At 55.5% G+C, this 20,361-nt stretch carries 16 protein-coding genes; 5 read left to right on the forward strand and 11 right to left on the reverse strand.

Annotation, left to right across the window (positions count from 1 at the left end; genetic code table 11):
• Positions 1-299: 299 nt before the first annotated feature.
• The 7 genes from GOV38_RS19535 to GOV38_RS19565 all read right to left on the reverse strand — a co-directional run bounded on the left by GOV38_RS19535 (position 300) and on the right by GOV38_RS19565 (position 9,183).
• The gene (locus GOV38_RS19535; protein WP_171210261.1) at positions 300-977 is read right to left on the reverse strand and encodes a sulfotransferase domain-containing protein; all 678 of its coding nucleotides are present in this window, start codon (positions 975-977) and stop codon (positions 300-302) included.
• 125 nt (positions 978-1,102) lie between these two features.
• Complete coding sequence (locus tag GOV38_RS19540; protein WP_254430674.1) at positions 1,103-2,716, reverse strand: mechanosensitive ion channel family protein; 1,614 nt, start codon at positions 2,714-2,716, stop codon at positions 1,103-1,105.
• Positions 2,713-4,035, reverse strand: a complete 1,323-nt coding sequence (locus tag GOV38_RS19545) for a mechanosensitive ion channel family protein (protein ID WP_171210262.1) — start codon at positions 4,033-4,035, stop codon at positions 2,713-2,715. Before GOV38_RS19545 ends, GOV38_RS19540 begins: the two co-directional genes overlap by 4 nt.
• A gap of 1,066 nt (positions 4,036-5,101) precedes the next feature.
• Positions 5,102-6,013 carry a glycosyltransferase family 4 protein gene (locus tag GOV38_RS19550; protein ID WP_171210263.1) on the reverse strand — a complete coding sequence of 304 codons (912 nt, stop codon included), beginning with the start codon at positions 6,011-6,013 and terminating at the stop codon, positions 5,102-5,104.
• Between the two features lie 13 nt (positions 6,014-6,026).
• Complete coding sequence (locus tag GOV38_RS19555; protein WP_171210264.1) at positions 6,027-7,013, reverse strand: glycosyltransferase family 2 protein; 987 nt, start codon at positions 7,011-7,013, stop codon at positions 6,027-6,029.
• 20 nt (positions 7,014-7,033) lie between these two features.
• On the reverse strand, positions 7,034-7,948 hold the full coding sequence (locus GOV38_RS19560; RefSeq protein ID WP_171210265.1) for a glycosyltransferase family 2 protein: 915 nt from the start codon (positions 7,946-7,948) through the stop codon (positions 7,034-7,036).
• Complete coding sequence (locus GOV38_RS19565; RefSeq protein ID WP_171130712.1) at positions 7,945-9,183, reverse strand: oligosaccharide flippase family protein; 1,239 nt, start codon at positions 9,181-9,183, stop codon at positions 7,945-7,947. The genes GOV38_RS19560 and GOV38_RS19565 overlap by 4 nt, the downstream gene beginning before the upstream one ends.
• Positions 9,184-9,378: 195 nt before the next feature.
• Here GOV38_RS19565 and GOV38_RS19570 point away from each other — a divergent pair, with 195 nt between their 5' ends.
• A complete protein-coding gene (locus GOV38_RS19570; protein WP_171210266.1) occupies positions 9,379-10,608 on the forward strand; it encodes a polysaccharide biosynthesis/export family protein in 1,230 nt (409 codons plus the stop codon).
• A 7-nt stretch (positions 10,609-10,615) separates the two neighbouring features.
• Here the strand turns inward: GOV38_RS19570 and GOV38_RS19575 are convergent, their stop codons facing one another.
• The 4 genes from GOV38_RS19575 to GOV38_RS19590 all read right to left on the reverse strand — a co-directional run bounded on the left by GOV38_RS19575 (position 10,616) and on the right by GOV38_RS19590 (position 16,076).
• Complete coding sequence (locus tag GOV38_RS19575) at positions 10,616-13,147, reverse strand: ATP-binding protein (RefSeq protein ID WP_171210267.1); 2,532 nt, start codon at positions 13,145-13,147, stop codon at positions 10,616-10,618.
• Between the two features lie 45 nt (positions 13,148-13,192).
• A complete protein-coding gene (locus GOV38_RS19580) occupies positions 13,193-13,699 on the reverse strand; it encodes a molybdopterin-dependent oxidoreductase (protein ID WP_171210268.1) in 507 nt (168 codons plus the stop codon).
• 101 nt (positions 13,700-13,800) lie between these two features.
• On the reverse strand, positions 13,801-14,682 hold the full coding sequence (locus GOV38_RS19585; RefSeq protein WP_170752081.1) for a UTP--glucose-1-phosphate uridylyltransferase: 882 nt from the start codon (positions 14,680-14,682) through the stop codon (positions 13,801-13,803).
• A gap of 20 nt (positions 14,683-14,702) precedes the next feature.
• Complete coding sequence (locus GOV38_RS19590; RefSeq protein WP_254430675.1) at positions 14,703-16,076, reverse strand: WecB/TagA/CpsF family glycosyltransferase; 1,374 nt, start codon at positions 16,074-16,076, stop codon at positions 14,703-14,705.
• 252 nt (positions 16,077-16,328) lie between these two features.
• Here GOV38_RS19590 and GOV38_RS19595 point away from each other — a divergent pair, with 252 nt between their 5' ends.
• From GOV38_RS19595 to GOV38_RS19610, 4 genes are all read left to right on the forward strand, one after another.
• A complete protein-coding gene (locus GOV38_RS19595; protein WP_171210269.1) occupies positions 16,329-16,943 on the forward strand; it encodes a response regulator transcription factor in 615 nt (204 codons plus the stop codon).
• 114 nt (positions 16,944-17,057) lie between these two features.
• The gene (locus GOV38_RS19600) at positions 17,058-18,539 is read left to right on the forward strand and encodes a hypothetical protein (RefSeq protein WP_171210270.1); all 1,482 of its coding nucleotides are present in this window, start codon (positions 17,058-17,060) and stop codon (positions 18,537-18,539) included.
• Positions 18,540-18,544: 5 nt separating this feature from the next.
• Positions 18,545-19,813 (forward strand): O-antigen ligase domain-containing protein, encoded by a 1,269-nt coding sequence (locus GOV38_RS19605; protein ID WP_371808552.1) that lies wholly within the window; start codon positions 18,545-18,547, stop codon positions 19,811-19,813.
• A gap of 204 nt (positions 19,814-20,017) precedes the next feature.
• Positions 20,018-20,299, forward strand: coding sequence for an HlyU family transcriptional regulator (locus GOV38_RS19610; protein ID WP_171210272.1), 282 nt, complete (start codon positions 20,018-20,020; stop codon positions 20,297-20,299).
• The last annotated feature ends 62 nt before the right edge of the window (positions 20,300-20,361 follow it).

Consider the following 20,361-nt stretch of genomic DNA (forward strand, 5'->3'; position numbering starts at 1 on the left):
ACCACCGCGTTTTAGGCGTCGGGAACAACGTTAGCCAATTTCGGGTGTGCGGACAAAGCGTAGCTACCTTGAGAAGGCCGACAACGATGTCTAGGTATCGACTTCTCCCCGAGAGCCATACTCCAACCACGCTCGATCTTTGGGATCTAGATATGCATTCATTACGCTGTCGTAGTTTGCCAGTTCGTCGACCGTAAGTTTTCCGAGCCATTTGCCACTCGTACCGCTGTGGAAAAACTCAGCATCCGACCTGAGGAACCCCTTACCACCTGATGGAGCATAGCGCTCTGCCTTGTCCTTCATATTGTCGAAGTCGCAGCCTGAACAAGTTGTTCCATGACTGCTTCGGAGTAGGTCATGTCCAAGATGTCAGCCAGTCTGGAGAACGTGCCTTTCAAATCCCGTGTCATATCCGCATAGTGGAAAAGCGATACGTTCGGACGGTCGGAAACTGCCGCAGCAGCTTTGTAATGCTGGAGAATATGTGCGAGCGGCATTGCATCTCCATCGAATCCCTCCGCTCCACCGTCCAGAAAGCGGCGGAACGTGATGCCCTCTTCATCGTTCTCGGGAAACCAGGAGTCAAACCAGGTCATTGGGATGTTTTTCACGTGTTTGCGAAAGGAGAAATGCGCATCCAGTGGATGACGAAACACACAGATGTACTGCGCTTGATCATCTAGAGGTAGCCCATCCATTGGCGTGTGGCTTTTCATGCTGCGCCGATGCTTCATAGCTTCGAGCCGTTCAGCGACTTCAGGCATCTCTCGAATTCGGACGTCCACCCAAGGCATTTTTAGGGACAACTCCGTTTCAACTTCGGGATCACCAGAAAACAAAAGAGATACGATCGTTTGCATCCAGGTGGTTCCGCATTTCGGAGGTGTCACTACGAAAACATCGTCTGGGCGGATGCGAACCATATCCCAGCGTCTATTGTCAGTAAGGGGACCAAGGTAGAGCTTTCGGTTCTTCATGTCTGAAATCTCCTGCGTGCAGACTGTGTCTGCAAGGCTGAAAAAGCAGACAAGCGTTCTCAATCACCGTTTTCTACAACACGAAACTCAAATACCAACACTGAAAGCCAATTGTTTAATTCGGTTTATTCAACTTGATGAGCAAGCTTGCCGTCCCATTCTTCTGTCGAAATTTTGGGTGCCGGCGGGTCTGCGATGTAAGACGGTGTCATTATCTGCGTTCCGTTTTCATTAAACACATCGACAATGTTTTCGCGCAAATCAGACAAAATCTTGGGCAGGCTCGATCCGCGCGATGTATATGCGTTGATCTCATAATTGATTGCGTAGTCAGCCAGCTGCGTCCAAAGCACAAAAGGTTCAGGGTTCTTTCTTAACCCTTGAGTTCGATGAGCTGCCTCTATCAGCATCGCTTTGATCTTCTTTGGTGGCTCCTCGTATCCTATCCCTACTGTCGTGTGGACCAACAGCCCTCGACCATCCACTTTACGCGAGTAGTTTACGACCTCGGAATTGAGTAGCTGTGAATTTGGAATGCTTATCATCTCATTCTTGATCGATTTGATGAGTGTTTCCATCAGTTTAATCTCGGTGACGTCGCCAATCTTGTCCCCAACCTGAATTCGATCGCCTACATTGGTACTGCGCCTATAGATGACAAACAAACCTGCCATCATATTCGAGACGACCGTGTTCGAACCTAACGATACCATGATACCGGCAAGAATAGTCAGGCCTTGGAAGGCTCGAGAGTCAGATCCGGGAATATAAGGGTAGGCAAACACCAGCGCGATAACAATCAGCACAGCCCTACACAGCATTTTTGTTGGTGCAATCCAATGATCTTCAAAATCTTTCAGTTGGAATGCACCGCTCTCGACGTTGTCGAAAAAAAGATCGAGGCCTCGAGTTCCTAACCGTGTCACAGCTGCGATGATTGCGAGCATGATCAAGTTAGGGACATATCCAAAAATTGCCAAAACTACAGTTACAAGCGGCTCGCTCACGTATTTCAATAGGATCTGGGCTATGCCTTGCGTTTCAGCAAAGGAGAGCAGCACCAATGAAAGATAGTAGTAGAAAAAGAAAAGGAACAAGACCCACATCAATAGGTGGATTAAATAGACAATAATCGACGCGATTGCCCTGCTTCTCAAGATCGATTTTGTGGCTTCCTCAACGCTTTCAGCTCTTTTTTGCAAGTTGTTTCTGATGAAGTCTAAAAGCTTTCGCCGTTTCGCAAAGAACGCATATGAAGCGAGGGCGAATACTGCCGTCCAAGCAAATGCAACCATCGCACTATCTACTCTGCCTTCATTGGATCGAGCATCTCGGTATTGAAGGATTGCAGTCTCAATCGCTTCAGCCTGAAGCCCAGCCAGAACTTCAATAGCCATTTGTTCGTGCTCGGCGTCGGCTTGGGTGGTTATTGTGACCATTTGCCCGTCGACACGTATCATTTTCCCAAATTCAGCGTCCGAAACTTGAGCTTGAACCGACGCACTCGTAGAAGCATCGGCGACTTGAGCAATTCGACCTTCAATCTTTCTCGCTCGCTCGGCAGCGGGCAACGCACTTGATCCGCGAACCAAGAACAACTCTTCGCCATCCACTATCACTGGAGCTATAAACTCGGGATCCTCCATCTCTTCAATCGGTGTGAGAATATCTTCTGACTGAGCAAACGCGACACCGCAGACGAATAGAAGTGTAAGCAACCAAAGTGTAAGAGCCCTCATGATTTTGCTCCTTCTGCGGGAATAATGTGCACATCGCGTTGCGGGAACGGTATAGATATTCCTTCTTTGTCAAACCGCTCTTTTGCTTGGCCGGTCAGGTCCCAAAAAACGGTCCAATAGTCATCTGACTTGGACCAAGGGCGACAGAAGATGTTGACGGAGTTGTCTCCCAACTCACCCACGAAGATCTCTGGTTCTGGCGTCTTCAGGCAAAGCTGGTGTCGCGCAACCAAGTCTTTGAGCACTTCAATTGCTTGGGCAGCGTTGTCCGAATAGGCGATGCCAAAGACCAGATCGACGCGACGTTCTTCGGATGCGCTTACATTGGTTATTACGTCCCCCCAAATCTTGCTGTTCGGGACTATGATAATCTGATTGTCGAATGTTCTAATCTTGGTTGAAACCACCGACATCTCATCCACAAACCCAGATGAGCCGCCTATTTGGATATAGTCGCCAGTGTCGAATGGCTTGAGAACCATGATCATCAGACCGCTTGCGAGGTTTCCCAGCGTTTCCTGCAACGCAAAACCTAGGATGAACGACAAACCGCCGAGCACGGCAAAAAGCGGTGTAACATTAACTCCGAACAAAGCTAAAACGACGAGAATGCCAAGGACGAAAACCGCCCAGTACACGGCGGTGGCAATGAAGCGTTTAAGCATTCTGGAAATAGTTGGAATTTTATTCAGCCCCTGTTCAGCGACCCGTCGCACCATTCGAGCAATGAACATCATGGCCCACACTGCCAACAAAACACCCAGACCGGCCATCAGCAGACCGACGCCCCCATCCCAAGAGAACAACCACGCCCAAGCGTTCTGAAAAAGTGTTTGAAGATCGGTCGTTTTTAGGGCTCCCGTTTTCAACGCGAGAATATAGTCAGTATGCGGCTCCAGATCTTCCGCCTTTGCGCCTTTCAGGGTCCACGCTTCGAGTACCAGGCGATAGTTGTTGAGAATGTCTGATCCAGAGTCGTTCAAAGAGGACAACCGAGATCGCAAGTTGTCTTCGCGAGTTCCGCTCGCCGACCGAAGTTGCAAGTTTACTCGCGCGACTTCTTCAAGCCGAGAGCGCACATAACTCTTCCAAGTACCAGCGATCTGGGAAAGCTCTTCCGCAGTTAAGGGAACAAGCAGGATCTCGAGATCGTCGGCTGCAATCATCTCATCTACGACTTCATTAATAAGATCGTCATTCTCGACCTCCACAGCCTCTTTGTCCGCCTCAGTTTCTTGCGCGCCGGCAGGAAAAGCACTCGAAAATGCCGTGAACCAAACGAATGACCAAATCATTAACGTTCTCAGTGATTGTTTCATCTGTCTGTCCCCTACTGCCTTAACAGTCGAAGAGAGCACACACAGACTCAAAAAATCCAGAATTATCTTGATGTTTGAATGTTCCGCAGTGATCAACAGATACTTAGTTTGGGTCTAACTCTAGATCTGATCACTCACCCAGATCAGCCGGAAATATGTACTCTCCGGAAAACGCTTACGCCAGTTCGAGTAACTGCTACCCACCGCCCTCTTCCATCTCTCTACCGGTCGTGGGCCGTATTAACATCCAGAATGAGTTTCAGGGAAAGTCGGAGCGCAGCACGGAAAACAGAACCACAAAGCTCACTTACTGTTTTCACGAAAGCTTTTTCCATCTTTGTTGTTTTTTATGCGACCGTTTTGGAATAACTTCAACTGGAACAATCGAAAAAAGCGGCCAAACAGATCTAAGAAAGTACTCAGGAAACTTGCCGCCAAAACGTACCACCGTGAGGAGTTGTCGTATTACGCTCTCCGAAATTGACAGCAGTTGGCCCTATCAAATATGCAAATTGGATACATAGAAAAATCAAACATCAATATATCAAGATGTTTCCCGTAGTGAGTGCGGGCATCGTTTTGATTACCTAGCACTTTCCTACAGTCCTGCGTCGATCCCATCCCAGGGCAATCGACGCGGGGCATTTACTAACTTTTGATTTTAAAAACAACTATTCTATTACGATGCCGAAGTACCAATGCACCGTGTGTGCTAGCCCTAAAAAGTTTCGAAAAACGGTAGGTTTAGGGAAACTCCACGTCTTCTTTGAGCTCACAGCAATCAGCGTATTTTTAAAGCACAGCTGCACGATGGAAATAGCGGCTTTGGGCTCTCAGCGGTCGCTCGCAAAGTTTGGGCGAATTTCTGCTCTGCGGACATAGCTGCCGTCCACTTGGCACAAGGCAATAACCGCTCGCAGTCCACTGAGGGCACCAAGATGTACTGCGCTAAGTAGGCTCGCGCACAAAACGCAAAGCTGGCCTCAGGCAATTTCTTTGAAATCACAGTTGATTTTGCAGTGAATGGCTCGGCAATAACGCAAAAGATCCAGTGTCAAATTTTGATTCAGCTGCTTTTCTCAATAGTGTTGGAAAGCAGAAAATTATTGATCGCAAGTCGCCAATCATAAGGGTCAAGGTTGCAGAATGAAACTCTCGTATCTCCTTCACGGTCACGTAACCCATCAACTTTACTGGCGATCACATTGCGCTTCGCGGCAAGCGCTTCGTCCAGCACAAGTCCGTAAGCCTCCCAACGCGACGGAATCGCAACAATATCGACGGCTTGATAGGCCTCTGCAGGGTCCTCGGCGTAGCCCCGAAATTCTATGCGCGGGTCACCCTCTGCCAGTGTCTCAAGGTATAAACGCTGACTGCCTTCGCCAAAGATCAACAAACGCGCGCCCGGAGTTCGGGTTAACCGAAAGCCTTGGATCAGGATGTCGAAGCCTTTCTGCTGCTCGAGCCGCCCGATGGCACCAATTGTGGTCTTTGACTTGGGGGGCATCGTGTTGCGCGACAACTGCTCAAGATCAACGGTCGGAGGAATGACGATCAGCTTTTCCGAGGCGGCCAGGCGTCTTTCCTTCATCCAGCCCGACTGCGAATGGCTGACCGCGACCACCTGATCGAAGAAGGAATAGATCACCCTCAGCATTGCAAAGAACCGACGTTTGTGTGGGACATTCAGAGTGGTGAATGCCCGGGTGTAACTGTGTTCGACATGGACCAGTCGAGTGTCCAGATGCATTGCGCGAAGCGCCGAGAACGCGGGTAAGCTTCTCCAGCTTGGTACGACGTGGGACACGATGACATCCGCATTCAGTTTGCCCCAAGAAAATGCAGTCCGTTTGACCTTCAACACCTTTTGATCGACCGTTTCGGACAGATCTGATTGCGCCAAAAGATGGTCGAGCATCCGCATCACGCCGCCCGCTGTCGTGTCGTCCACCAGGTGGAGTATCTTTTTCTGTTCCATGGTGACGCCTCTCTCAGATCGATTGCAGTTTGGATTTCATTTGTCCCAGCCGGGTGATCGGGCCGGGTCCAAACGTTTTCAACACAAGGGCTGCGGCGAAAGTGCTGAACGTTTTCACAGGTTCCTCAAACACCGGGCGGAGGCTTTCCTGGACGCTGCATGCAAACAACTCCCAAGCTTTGTCCCGATCGAGGTTGGTGATAGCCCGCCGCGCCAGATAGCGCAGCTGATAAGCACGGGACGAGGGTTCGTGCCGGGCAAAGAATTCAGGGTTCAGCGGGCGCAGCTTCGCGACCATCCTCTCCCACGCCTCTAACTGGCGATCTAAAGCCGCCGAAAGCCCGCCTGCATTGATCCGGTAGTGGGTCAGCAGCCCCGGAACACCTTCGATCTGCCAATCGGTCTTCAACATCAGCCGCATCCAGCATTCGATATCTTCGGACTGACGGAAGGTCTCATCGAAGACCCAATCCCGCTCGGTTTCAAAGCTCGGGCGGTAGGCCAAAGCCTCCAGCACTGTCTTTCGAATAACGGCCGCCGATCCGTTGCCGATCGGGTTGCGGTTCAGAACATGTGCTGCGGTCACATTCTTCAGGCGGGGTGCTTGTTTGATCCTCATCATGCACCCCGCTTCGTCGATCAAGGCACTGCCCGAGTAACTAACCCCCACGTCCGGTTCGGCCTTGAGATGGTGAACATGAGCCGCCAGCTTTTCGGGCATCCACAGATCGTCGGCGTCGCAAAAGCCGACTAATTTACCCCGCGCGGCAGCGATGCCAGTATTTCTTGCCCCCGCCAGCCCACGATTGGCTTGCCGGACAAGTCGTACGCGTGTGTCGCCTTGATGCGCGCGAGCAATCTCGGAGGTCGCGTCCTGCGATCCATCGTCGACGATGATGATTTCGAAATCGTCATAGGTCTGCGCCTGCAGTGAGGCGAGCGTTTCGGCCAAGGTTGCTTCGGCATTGTAAGCGGGTACGACGATTGATGCTGTGGGCATGGTGATCTCCTTCAGAATTCTTAAGAAAACAACGCGCTTTTGATCGCTTGCGGCAGGATCGGGGCCAGCGCGGCCCCTGCGGCGGTAGGCAGTCCTCGGCGCAGGGGCAGCAGAAAACTGCGCGCATGCAGGCTCAAGCCTTTGCGGGTGTAAGACAGCGCCTGACCCTGATGCCCTAAGCGCAACGCCCGGCGGGCGAGATAGCGAAGATAGACGGCCTCGGACGACCGCGACGGGAACACGCCATATGATGCGGCTGTTTTGACCGCGTAGGCCCGCCCAGCGCGCATGGCGGCCAAATCCGAGGACAAGCCCCGGGCGCTGGTGCGATACCAGACCTGAAATTGATCCACCCCTTTGATGGCGAACCCTTCGCCTGCTAGGCGGATCAACAGCTCCAAGTCTTCGTTATGCACCGTTCTCGCGTCCAACCCGCCAACGGCGTTAAAGACCTCGCGACGGATTGAAAGGTTGGACATGGTGCAGACCGGGTTCTCAGCCAACAGGTCCTGAATGGTCAGTGGTGCGTTAGGAACCCTCGAGCATGTCTGAGAATCTCCGAGCTGATCGGCGAAGAACCTGATCTGCCCAAAAACCGCATCCGTCGAAGAGGATTGGAAGGCTTCGTTCAGCTGCGCCAGCTTGTCCTTGTGCCACAGATCGTCTGCATCGCAGAACGCCAGCATGTCTCCCTTGGCCAGTTCGGCCCCATAGTTGCGGGCGGCACTTGGGCCATCGAAGGGGCTGCTTGCGATCCGGATACGGTGGTCTTGGGCAATGTGATTCAGCACAATAGACAGGCACGCCTTCGAGGGACGATCGCCGACGCAGATCGCCTCCCATTCCGTGAAGCTTTGCGCGCGAATGCTGGTCAACGTGTCAGCAATTGTGTCCGCATCGGTGTGAAACGGCACGATGATGGTAAAGCGGGTCATTGGAAGCCGAACCTCTCTGTTGTCTTTTGATCCCGAGGCAGCAGAACCCAAGAGGCGATCAACATGAGGGCAGCACTGGTCATCAGGTATCCCATCGCCAGCGGCATCAGCCCGAACGGCGCCATGATCGCGGTGTTGAGGATCAATGCGAATGCAAGGGCCGTGCTGACTCGTAGCTCGGTGATCGCGCGGTTCTCGGACCGCAGCCAGCCGGCCACGGCGGACCAGATGACGCTGGGCAATGCGGCAAGGCACAAGACCGAGACGACCGGTGAAATCTGCTGCCACTCAGCACCCAGCAGCAGCGGCACGTAGATCGGTGCAAGCGCGGCTTGCAGCAAAACCAACGGGCTCAGCACCAGGAGGGACGTGCCGAGCCCATGACGCAGCGCCTTGGTTTTATCCGGGGCTGCGCAAAGATGTGGGAAAAGAACGACTGAAAAGGCCTGCGTGAACGATGTCGCCAAGCCGAGCCCAGCATTGAAAGCCATGAAGTAGATGCCAAGGCTCTCGGCCCCCAGCATCGCGCCAACCACAAGCTTGTCGGCCTGCAAACGCAGAACTTTGACAACCTCAACCCCCAGAACAGCCCAGCCAAAGTCAACAAAGGGGCGAAGTGCGGCAAACCCGCGCGGCGCGTTTGATGCCCAGGGACGTAGACGGCGCATCAGGACCAGCCAAATCGGGGCGGCCAGCAATCGGGGCAGCACCAAAGCCAGCGGTGAGGCCCAGAGCAGCGCCAGTAGCGCGGCCATAGCATTTGCGCCAACCACCTGCCCTCCGGCAACAGCGGCTGTCTTTTGTAGCTTGCCCTCACGCATCGCAAGCGCGGCCTGCACCAGACCGGCGGGCATGAACAGGTACTCTCCGGCCAGAATAGCGAGCAGCAGCGCCAGGGTCTGGTGCCCTATCGCATAGAGGGCAATGGCGATGGTCACCTGCAGCAAAAACAGCGCCCCGCACCAGACCCAGAAGATACGATGCGCGGTGTTGCAGCGCTGTTCCAGCTCGGAATGCGGGGCTTGGATGATCCTCTGCCCCACGCCGTTCTCGGTTAGCGCCTTTAGGATATCCCCTGCCGCGAGGGCAGCGGCAGCCAGCCCTATAGCCTCGGGGCTGAGAGTGCGGGCCACAACCACGACCACCGCAAGGCGTGAGGCTTTTGCCGCCACTTCGGACACCGCATAGGCTAGCAGGTGCCGCAGGAAACTGGAATGTACCAATCGCTGAGTCATATCGCCAAGTGTCCAAAAACAGTGTTGGGATAAGTTCTAATTGGCAGCGACATCCCTGTCCCAGACGCGGGCGGACAGCCAGACGAACCATCGGGCGAGCGACCTATCCGATTGGGATAAACGGCAATCCCGATGCCGGTCTGACACACATCAAGACACTGCTGTAGCTGTGGATGCAGTTCAGGAGAGTTCAAAATGAAACGACATTTCAAAGTTTTGGTTTTAGGGGCCGTCAGCGCGATTGCTCTGTCGGGTTGCAGCAGCATGAAGACCCCGCGCAACATCGAACCCGTCGCAAAAGGCGAAAGCTATCAGGCCCAGTACCGTGCCCCATCACGGCGCCGGGCAAATGCGCCCTTGCTGCAAGCGGAACACTTGAACGGGCGCGCCTGTATGCCTCCGACCGGGGATCAGGGCAAAGACGCCTTTGCCAAATGGTCTAAACACGCGCTTAGCCCTTTGCTGGGCGAGAAACTTTCGCGCAATGATATGGTGCAGATCACCATCGACGGGGATGAGCTTCTCAGCGACACCTATGTTGTGTCCCGCGATGGCGACCTGAAGCTGCCGTACCTGCCGCCGGTGCGCGCGCAGGGCAGAACGACCGAGCAGGTCGAGCGGGACGTGGCCCGGGTTCTGGTAGCCGCACAGTTCTACGACAGTACCCCGCGCGTCACGGCGCGCATCAGCGATTTCGCCTCGGTCACTGTCGGCGTGAAAGGCGCGGTGTTTGAACCCCATTCAGTCGAGATCGGAGGCATCCCCGGCGACGTATTGGATCGAGGGCGTCAGGGCGTGCTGGGTGCCTCGACCGAGGCGCGCAACCTCTCGGTCGCCATTCGCGCTTCCGGAGGTGTGCGCCCGGATGCGGATCTGTCAGCAGTTGAGCTGCACCGGCAGGGCACGATCTACCGGATGGACCTGCGCGGGGTGTTCGAAGGCTCGGATCCGACCGACATCATGCTGCTGACCGGGGATCAGATCGTGATCAACAGCCGAGGGTGTTTCCAGGATGAGTTGATGCGTCCCAGCCCGATCAGCCCGCCCGGCGTAACACTTTATATGTCCAACCTCACGCAACCTGCCACCGGCAACGCTGAGTCGGCCATTGGAAGAGACGTGCGTGAGGTACCCTATGGCACGCGCTACCTGCAGGCCGTAGTCGATACCAATTGCGTCGGTGGGGCCAAGACCACCAATGCCAATCGCAGCGCGGTCCTGTTCACCCGCAACCCGATGACCGGGAACTCGATCGTTATTGAACGCAATATCGAAAAGCTGCTGCGACGTGGGGATCGCGATGACTATGACCCCTATGTTCTGCCAGGAGATGCGATTGCATGCTACGACAGTAAGGTTACCGGCCTGACCGAGGTCGCCCGCGCAGTTGGCATCGTCGGCGCAGCGGCGCTGCTGGCGCCCTAAGTCAATCTCAAGCGGGCGATGATTTCGCCCGCTCCCAAGCAGTGGAGACTGCAGCGAGTTTGTTAGTGATGTCTTTGTGTTCTTTGGCTGCAGTCTCTACCGCAACTAACGCCTCTCGAAACTCTTCCACGCCGAAGGTTGCTGCACTCCCAGCCAGTTTGTGACAGGCCAGAGCTATTTGACTTAAATCTGTCTGGTCAAATGCCCCGGTTTCTAGTTGTTCAACCAATTCATCCCCTTCGGCAATGAACTTGGCATGCAGGCGGGCAAATACTTCAGGGCCGAGGCTGCCTTTCAACTCCGCTAACGGATCTGGCTGCGCATGCTCCGAAATCTGCCCGTCGGTGCGCGTGACCACCGAAAGCGCCCTGCGCAGGGCATTCAGCGAAATCGGTTTTCCAATGAAAGCCGTCATACCGGCCGCGCGAAAGTTCTCAACCGCATCTGGCAGGACATTGGCCGACACAGCGATAATCGGCACATCGGTCGACTGACCCTGACCGCCACGAATATGGCGCGCAGCGGTTGGCCCATCCATCACTGGCATGCTGATATCCATCAGGATCGCATCGAACCTCTGACTGCTGGCCTTGTCGACGCCAACCTGCCCGTTCTCCGCCGTAGTTACACGGTGCCCGTCCAGCGCAAGCATATTGCAGATGACCTCGAGGTTGATCTCGTTGTCTTCGACTACCAACAAGTTCAGCGGGAGAGCGGTCTCGGTATTGATCTGAGCAGCTTCTAGCAGTTGGTCGCGCGCTGACGGCTGTAACGGTATCCGCAGCCAAAAAACGCTTCCTTCGCCCAATGTGCTTTCCGCCCCCACCTCACCACCCATGGCCTGCGCGAACCTGCGGGCAATTCCCAGGCCAAGCCCGGTTCCTCCGACCGTTCGACCGATAGAGGGATCGCTGGTGTGGAAGTCATCAAAAATGGAGTCGATCTCATCCTCGGCGATGCCAGCCCCGCTGTCGATCACACGCACTTCGTAGACATGCGCTTTACCCTGACCGCAAGGTTCACATCTTTCGACCTCGATAGACACACGGCCATTTTCGGTAAACTTGATCGCATTACCCACAAGGTTCAGCAGAATTTGCCGCAACCTTTGCGCGTCAGTCGCGACATGCGGATAGGCTCCGCCCACCCATTGCCACGAGATTGAATTGCCGCGCGAGGCCGCATTGCCGCTTTGACCATCCACAATGTCCTGCAACATCGCGTTCAAGTCGGTTGGCTCGTGCGCGACAGACAGCTTGCCGGCCTCGAACCGAGCAATATCCAGGACTGCATCCACATGATTTTGCAGAACCTGGCCCGAGATCTCCATGTTGCGGACAAACTGAGACTGCTGTTTGGTCGTGCGTGTATTCTTGAGAAGGGTGAGGTTGCCCAGCAACCCGTTCAACGGGGTTCTGATCTCATGACTCATAACAGTCAGAAAATCCGACTTGGCCTTTTCCCCGGCAAGGGCACGGTCGCGGGCCGAGACAAGCTCTTTCTGATCCGCAACGCTTTGTGAGATATCGCGGACAAAACCGATAACAATTTCCTCGTTCCCGGCCTGAGCGGATTGCAAAGCGAGTTCGACGGGAAATACATCGCCATTCTTGCGCAACGCCTCAAGTTGAACGCGACCCTTGCCAACCACGTGGCGGTCGCCCCCGCTCTGCATCCGCTCCATGCCTGCATCATGCGCCGCGCGTAGATGCGCAGGAACAATCAAGTCGCCGATCGAACGCCCTTTGGCCTCATCTTCGGAATACCCGAAAGTCGCCTGTGCAGCTGGGTTGAACTCCAGCACTTCGCCGGCGGCGTTCACCACGATCACGGCATCCAATGAGGTAGAAAGGATCGTATTCATGCGCTGGTTGGCCTGCTGGATTGCCCCACCGCGTCGTTCTGCCTTGCGATTGACCACCAAGAGATAGGCGCTGACCGCGGTCAGCGTCACAAACAATCCCCCGGACAAAACGGCCAGTTGAAACAGGCTGAGCGCGGTTTCTTCACGGCGCTGATCCGACTGGCTTGCAAAGTACGAGATCGCCGAGACCGAAAGCTCTCGCACTTTTTGAGCGATCCCCTGCGCGCCGTCATAGAGAACCGGCAGCCCCGCCTTCAACCCTGGGTCCTCAGCATCGATTGTAGGCACCGAGACCTCCAGATATGCGGAGACGTCGTTCAGAGGTTCAGCGAATTTCGGGTCACTTCGCAGCGTTTCAAACAGACGCGAGGTGTCTAGAATATCGATACGGCTGTAAAAAAGATCGAAACGGCGCCGGACAAGGTCCAGGTTTTCTGTGCTTGGCTCTGCGTCCGATACACCCGTCTCAAGCGCGTTGAGGTAGAACAGGAACTCGACCTCGACCTGCGTCAACGTCCATTGCACGTTATCTGTCTGGGCTGACTGCCGGTCGCTTAGGTCAGATATCACCTTGACGGACAGCAACACGACCAAAGCAAGGGCGCCCAAAACAGCGATACCGATGAGCCCGAGAGCCCACCGGCGCCGCGAGTGGTATTGGAATTTTCTTGTCAAAGTCTGGCCCGTATCACCCACTTCACACTGTGTTGTAACCCCACGCTATTTAACGATTTCCAACCTGTCGAGCTGCCAAATGCTGCGAGAGTAAATCACCTCGGTCTGGTACTTGGTGTCACTGTCATATGGATATACGATCCATAGCGGACCTTTATGCCGCCGGGACATCGCCGCGCCGTCCATCTCATAGGCGACAATCGGGTCTTGCGCCGATATTGAGCCCACAGGTATCTCAACCGCGTAGTCGTTGATCGCCGTTGCCCGGATCGTAGCACCTTCTGCTTCGACCTGTTCCAGCAAGACAGAGAGGGGAACGCCGACAAAGGTGGTCTCGCCTTCAGTCCAGATCGTCGAGGTTTCAAAGCTGCGCTGCGGTAGCGCCTGCAACATTTCCATATCGAACTGCGCCGCCCCGTCGGGGCCGGTCTGTGCAATGTTGCCCGAAACGGTCAGGACCACTCCTCCTGTCGGAGTTCCCAAGTCTGCGGCTTGCGCAGGCGTCAGGCAAATGATGAACGCCGCTGTGAGGATCGCAAAAAACATACGCATCGTAGTCTCCACTTCATTGACCTCAAGAAACCAGAAAGAGATCCGCCGCGACAGATGGGCATGGGGATACGCACCTATCCGAACGGATAGGTGCGCAGGTCTCATGCCGCGGCAGACAGGAGGTTCATGCGCTGACGCAACATGGATTTGAAACCGTCACGCAGCTCGGCACGTTCCAGCGCAAAGACGGTCGTTGCCTCAAGATATCCGGCGACTGACCCACAATCGAAGCGCTCTCCTTGAAAAGCGAAACCGCAGCATCCGGTCGCTTCGATATCGGCCGCAATCGCATCGGTCAGTTGAATTTCATTACCCGCGCCGGGTGCCAAACCGTCCAGCTGATCGAAGATCGAAGGGTGCAGCAGATACCGCCCGACAATGCCAAACTCTGACGGAGCCTGATCGGCCGCGGGCTTTTCGACCAACCCTTTCAGATGCTGTACCTGCCCTGTCCCATGCGCGATATCGACCACGCCATAGTCGCTGATCCGGTCGGATGGAACGGCCTCGGTTGCGATCATGTGGCTGCCTTGAAAGTTCTGGACCATTTGCGCCAGGACCGGGCGACGCGCGTGGATCACATCATCCGGCAGGATCACCGCGAAGGGATCGTCACCGACAAAGTCGCGCGCCAGAGACACCGCGTGGCCCAAACCACGCGGGCTGTCTTGTTGGATAAAGTTGTATGTCTCATCATCAAGATTCGATCGGCGCAAACGGTTCAGCAGGTTGGTCTTGCCACCATCCTTCAGTTTGCGCTCCAGCCCTGAGTTGCGCCCGAAATACGCCTCGAGCACGGATTGTCCGGTTGAGGTGACGAAGATGAATTCATCAATCCCCGCGGCGCGAGCCTCGTCCACAGCGTATTGGATCAAAGGGCGGTCGATCAGCGGCAACATTTCCTTTGCCACAGATTTGGTGGCGGGCAGAAACCTTGTGCCCAGACCCGCGACCGGGAAAACAGCTTTGCGAATACCTGTCATTTCAATGCTCCTAGGTTTGATCAGTAAGCGCCGCGACCTGACACGACGGCACGTGCGGTCATTGCAATGAGGATGAGGTTCAGAAGGGGCGAGCGGGAGCGGACATAGGCTGCATCCAGCGCGATCATGTGGTCAAAGCCGATGCCGGCGCGGCCCGAAACCTGCCAGAGGCCGGTGATGCCGGGACGCACCTGCAGGCGCTCCAGCGCTTGTTCGGGATAGGCAGCAACCTCTTCGGGCAAAGCTGGGCGCGGGCCGACCAGCGACATATCCCCTTTTAGCACGTTGAAGATTTGCGGTAATTCATCCAGCGAGAACCGGCGCAGAACCTTCCCAACGCGGGTGATGCGTGGGTCATTTTTGGCTTTGAAGCACAAGCCCTTACGATCCGAATGGGTGAGCAAATCCGCACGTCGCGCTTCGGCGTCCTGCGTCATCGAGCGAAATTTGTACATTGTAAAGGGCACCCCGTTTCGACCAATACGTGTCTGCCGAAAAAAGGCGGAGCCGCGACTGTCCAATCGCACCAATGCGGCGATTGCGGCCATGGGAAGGGCCAGAAGAGACAGCGCGACCACCGCCAAAGTGAGGTCCAGCAGGCGACATGCTGAGACCTTGGGAACAGAATTGTGCGCGACACGCACGAGGAATTCGAAATTACCCACTAGATATCTGCGGGCCATACGGCGGGGCTCCATCGCCAACCGCCATGCCCATTCCATCCGGGCGCGCCGAACGATGCGCGGTGCCCGACGCACATTCCCGGCCAGGAAGTCGAACAAAGCACCCACGCCAAGCGCGATTCCAGGGTCGAGCCGGTGACGGTTCTGCGTAATCCAAAGCTCCTGCAGTGGGACGCCCATAGCGATCAACAGAATGTCCGCGCCAGATTGGTTGATATCGTCGATCGCCTCATCAACCCGCGCTGCCCCTTCATAGCCGTCGCGCGTACCAACCACGACCAAATCGGGGATCATGTGCTGCAACCGCGCTGCCGCAGCCTGAGCTGTTCCGGGACTTCCCCCCAACAGGTAGACCGACTGGCCAAGACGCGCGGCACGTTTTAGTAGTTTTGGAACAAAATCCGTACCGTTCAGATTCTCGGCCAACGGGACGCCTTGCAACTTCGCCGTGACCTCCACCCCAATTCCGTCAGGTAGGATCATATCTGCCCGGGCCAAAGCTGCTCGATATGTATGGTTCCGGGCCCTTATATTTGCGCAATGTGCATTCAGGAAAAACACAGTCCGGCGGGTCCCATCCAGCAGTTTTGAGATCACCTGTCCGGATCGGGCGTTCACAACTGGCAGACCCAAAATCTCAGGCTTTTCCAAAGTTGGTTTGGGTGTTGGCTGCGCGCCTTTATGCATATCTTGGACTGACAGGAACTGCATGGAACTCTCCGATCAACGATGACAATCTGTGGCTTCAGACTGCCAATGAGACCCTGCAACCGATAGGCGAGCATCCGGAGAGGGATCGGAGAATAGGTCTATTAAAACGACCCCGCAGCACATAGCGTGGTGAAAACGGCCGGCTGACCTATCCGATTGGATATTCACCTGTCCGTCAGGAAGGCTTCATGCCATGGGTTCAATGTTTTACCAACGCATTTGGGTGTGGTTGGGGGCAGACGGAGATTTGAGATGAAAGTTCTTATTGCTGACGACCACGACCTTATTTTGGATACGCTCGTTGCCTTCATAGAAGCAGCAGGCGGGATCGAGGTGGAGACCGCGCCGGATTTCCCAGCCGCGAAAACTTTGATTGAGAACGACGGAGCCTTTGATCTGGTTCTTCTGGACCTGAACATGCCCGGCATGAACGGGTTGGCCGGACTTGAAACCTGCATCGCTTTGGACGGTGCCCAGCATGTGGCGCTGTTTACCGGCGACACCTCGCGTGATCTGGCGCAACGCGCGCTAGAGCTTGGTGCAGCCGGTTTCGTCCCAAAAACTTTACCGGCTAAATCTCTGGTCAACGCGATCCGCTTTATGGCGATGGGGGAACAATACCTTCCTGCGGGTTTCATGAACGCAGAGCAGCCGGAAGACTCCCACCCCATGGCTCAAAAACTGACAGAGCGTGAGCGGCAAGTTCTGAAAGGGCTGACTGAGGGCAAATCCAACAAGGAAATCGCTCGTGATCTGGATCTGACAGAGCCGACGATCAAGCTGCATATGAAGACTTTGTACCGAAAAGTTGGTGTCAGCAATCGAACGCAGGCCGCCCTAGCCGCGCGCGAGGCTGGGTTGTACTAGGCCTAACTATCCGAAGGGATAGGGGACGCTCCCAATCCCCTCGGCCCCTAGCCTGCTGAGCGAATGATCAGCGATCAGATGCGGTGTATCACCCTTGTAAGAAAGGGTTTTTCCATGCCGCAACAGATTTCGAACTCCCCTGAGTCCACGCGCGACATGCAATTTCTGCATTGGGTGCGCATTTCCCGATCCAATTTCAGAACGCTCGGGTGGCGCCGCATCGTAAAGGGCGGGCGCCTTAGCGATGTAGGCCGCCTGCCTCGTTACGTGGCATTATACCTTCTTGGGGCGAGTTGCATCTGGGCCCCGATCAGCGGCTATTTGGCGACCGCGCCTGTAAAATACACCTCTCACGCATCATTAATCCTGCCAGGATCTGGCGCTTCGGCATCGGTCAATCTGGCCAATATCGGTCAGGCATCCTCGTACGCGAATTCCGCCTTTGCCAACGGGTCAATCAGCCCGACCGAGACGTATAAACGTTTGTTGTCGGCCGACCGTATACTCGACGCGGCAGCCAAGGCGGTAGAGGCTGACCGGGACGCGTTTGGAAAGCCGCGGGTGCAACTGGTCGATCAAACCAGCCTGATCCATATCGAGCTTCAGGCGGCCTCTCCGGCAGACGCTCAGCAATATGGAGACGCCTTGGTGGCCGCTTTTTTCGCTGAGATTGACGCCCTGCGCGCCGATGAAATTGCCACCCGTGAGGCCAGCAATACCGGCGCGATCGAAGACTACACGAGCGCAATTCAGGCCACGCGGGCCGAGATCAAACAGCTGCAATCGCAAAGCGGTCTGATATCAGTCGCGCAATACCAAGAGCAGGTCGCCGCTAATGACCGTGCAAAGCAGGAGCTGCGAACGCAGGAGAGCGAGCTGGCACGCCAATCGGAACGTGTCGCCGCGCTTCAAGTCGCGTTGAATCTGCCCTCCGACGCAGCGGCGGCAACGCTGAAACTCTATGCTGATGCGCAGTACCTATCGTTGCTTGCGGATGTGTCGATGGGGGCTGCAAAGCTGGCGCAAGCCGACGCGACCTACGGATCGCGCCACCCAGTCTATGTGAATGCCCAAAACGAATATGAAGGGGCGCGTTCGGTGGCTTTAAAACGCGCGGCGCAGGTGACTGGTCTTGAGGTCGAGCAGCTCGGTGGACTGGATCGCGCGCCGGAAGGGCAACGGGCGCAGTTGCTCAGCGAGTTGGTGCGCGAAGATGCCTTGCGCGCCGGATTGGAAGAGCATGTCGCGACACAACGCGCGCAAGTTCGTTTGGAAACCCTGCGCCTGTCAGACCTCGCCCCTATCGCCGCTGAATTGGAGGACCGGCAGAGAGATTTCGCCGTGGCAGAAGCCGTGTTCGCCTCTGCCATCGCGCGGTCCGAGTCGAAAAAGACCGATGTCTATGCCTCCTATCCCTTGATCCAAGTGCTGGAGAACCCGTCTCTGCCGACTCGCCCGTCTTCGCCGAACAAGAAGATCTCGATTGCCGCCGGGATCGTTGCAAGCCTTATGCTGCTGATGGGTTTGGTTCTGGCATGGATCCGGAACCCGCTGATCTCAAAGCTGCTGAAAGACCAGAAAGAGGCCGCAGTTTGACGCGTGTGGCCCCTCAAACGCCAGCCGAAAAGATCGTCTGGTGTACGCTGATCTGGACATGGCCGTTCTACGGGCTTGGCGCGCTGTATGTTGTCGGTCCGGTGCTAGGTTGGATGTTGGCTACGATAGCAGGGGTGTCACTTTATCTCGGCCCGGTGATCCGTTTGGATATGCGTGCAACGGGCCCTGTACCTGCTCTGGTCTGGATCTGGAGCGTTGGCATGCTGGTGCTGCTGGTCTCACTTTGGGCAGGCCATGCGGATTGGAACCTCGGCACCACCAAAACGATCAAATCGACTATCGGATGGGCAAAGGGTTGGGCGCTGATCCCGTTGTTTATCCTAGCAGGGGCGGTTTTGCCAATACGGCGCGAGGTTTTGGTCAGAGGGCAATGTGTGGTAGGCCTTTGGACCTTGTGCCTTCTGCCGTTGCTCATTGCCGCCCCGTATGCCGGTCTGCCGCATCTGCTGTTTACATCTCCCCTTAAAGCAGTGGGCGGCCCGGGACCTGAATATTTCTCGGTCTACCTGTATACAATCGACCCCGCCAGCGGCACGCCGCGGTGGCAGTTCTTTGCGCCCTGGTCGCCATTCGCAGCCTTGTTGGGTGTCTGCATGGTCCTATTTGCCCTGGAAGAAAAACACAGCAGCTGGAAGGTCATCGGCTTGGCTGCCGGAGTTCTGATGATCCTTATGTCCAAGTCCCGAATGGGTATGGTCGGATTGGTGATCTGCTCGCTGTCACCCCGCCTCTTGCCACTTGTCGCCCGCAGCTTGGGGTGGATTCTATTGTCTGCAGCCACCACCACCGTAGCCGTTTGGGGCGCAGTCTTTGTCGAATTCGGCAACCGAGCCCTTTACAGGTTCAAATCCGCGCGCGCCGATAGTACCCGCGTACGCGAAACTCTGCAGCGTATAGCGTATGAGCGCTGGCAATCGGATGCGATGGTTTTCGGGCACGGCACAGTCAGACCCGGTGCGCATCTTGTTGAGTACATGCCGATCGGCAGCCATCACACCTGGTACGGATTGCTATTCGTGAAAGGGCTGACCGGATTTGCCGCGTTTCTCGTTCCTTTCCTCGGTCATTTAGCAATCGTCACCCTGGACGCCATAAAGTCGGAACGCGGGAGGCTGCCGCTCGGGCTGTTGCTCACAGTTCTCCTGCTGACCTTTGGAGAGAACGTTGAAATCCAAACCTATCTACTCTGGCCGACCTTACTGATGCTCGGATTGCATTTGCGAGAGGTCAAATCAGTATGTCTGGGAAGCTGATACGCCGCTAGGATTGTTGCGACACCAGCGTAGTGTCAGACGTCACTCTTTTGGGTTGGTTCTTCACTGCTGATAGGGGCATTTTGACCTTGTAAAGTGAGTACTTTCACATCGGGCAACCAACGAATTGACCGTGAAATGCTCTTCAGCCCAGCGTTTAGTGGCACTAGTCGCCGACTAGAGCCGGCTGAAAGGAGCCGCCCGTTGTCCCTCTACTCAAAACTCTTCGGCGGCGTTGAGAAGTCCGAGCCGGACCCGTTCTCTTACAAAGGGTTCGAGATCTTCCCCGACCTGATGGCGGAAGGCAGCAAATACCGTCTGTTGGTCCGTTTGGAGAAGACCATCGACGGAGATCGAAAGACCCGTACTTTGATCAGGGCGGACGTGTTTGACAGCCGGAATCAAGTCGAAGGCTTTAGCATTGCAAAGCCGAAGCAAATGATTGGTGAGCAGGACGAAAACGTTTTCGACTTGGCAAGCCGGTAGCTTTAAGCTCGATCTATGATCGGGAGCACTATATGAGCGGCACCGTGCGCGCGCCGCTAGGC

It is taken from the genome of Ruegeria sp. HKCCA5839, assembly GCF_013035585.1.
Classification (GTDB): domain Bacteria; phylum Pseudomonadota; class Alphaproteobacteria; order Rhodobacterales; family Rhodobacteraceae; genus Ruegeria.

Excerpts from the sequence above, each read along its gene's own strand:
- GOV38_RS19535 (WP_171210261.1), bottom strand. The coding sequence starts at position 977 with ATGAAGAACCGAAAGCTCTACCTTGGTCCCCTTACTGACAATAGACGC.
- GOV38_RS19540 (WP_254430674.1), bottom strand. The coding sequence starts at position 2,716 with ATGAGGGCTCTTACACTTTGGTTGCTTACACTTCTATTCGTCTGCGGT.
- GOV38_RS19545 (WP_171210262.1), bottom strand. The coding sequence starts at position 4,035 with ATGAAACAATCACTGAGAACGTTAATGATTTGGTCATTCGTTTGGTTC.
- GOV38_RS19550 (WP_171210263.1), bottom strand. The coding sequence starts at position 6,013 with ATGGAACAGAAAAAGATACTCCACCTGGTGGACGACACGACAGCGGGC.
- GOV38_RS19555 (WP_171210264.1), bottom strand. The coding sequence starts at position 7,013 with ATGCCCACAGCATCAATCGTCGTACCCGCTTACAATGCCGAAGCAACC.
- GOV38_RS19560 (WP_171210265.1), bottom strand. The coding sequence starts at position 7,948 with ATGACCCGCTTTACCATCATCGTGCCGTTTCACACCGATGCGGACACA.
- GOV38_RS19565 (WP_171130712.1), bottom strand. The coding sequence starts at position 9,183 with ATGACTCAGCGATTGGTACATTCCAGTTTCCTGCGGCACCTGCTAGCC.
- GOV38_RS19570 (WP_171210266.1), top strand. The coding sequence starts at position 9,379 with ATGAAACGACATTTCAAAGTTTTGGTTTTAGGGGCCGTCAGCGCGATT.
- GOV38_RS19580 (WP_171210268.1), bottom strand. The coding sequence starts at position 13,699 with ATGCGTATGTTTTTTGCGATCCTCACAGCGGCGTTCATCATTTGCCTG.
- GOV38_RS19585 (WP_170752081.1), bottom strand. The coding sequence starts at position 14,682 with ATGACAGGTATTCGCAAAGCTGTTTTCCCGGTCGCGGGTCTGGGCACA.
- GOV38_RS19590 (WP_254430675.1), bottom strand. The coding sequence starts at position 16,076 with ATGCAGTTCCTGTCAGTCCAAGATATGCATAAAGGCGCGCAGCCAACA.
- GOV38_RS19595 (WP_171210269.1), top strand. The coding sequence starts at position 16,329 with ATGAAAGTTCTTATTGCTGACGACCACGACCTTATTTTGGATACGCTC.
- GOV38_RS19600 (WP_171210270.1), top strand. The coding sequence starts at position 17,058 with ATGCCGCAACAGATTTCGAACTCCCCTGAGTCCACGCGCGACATGCAA.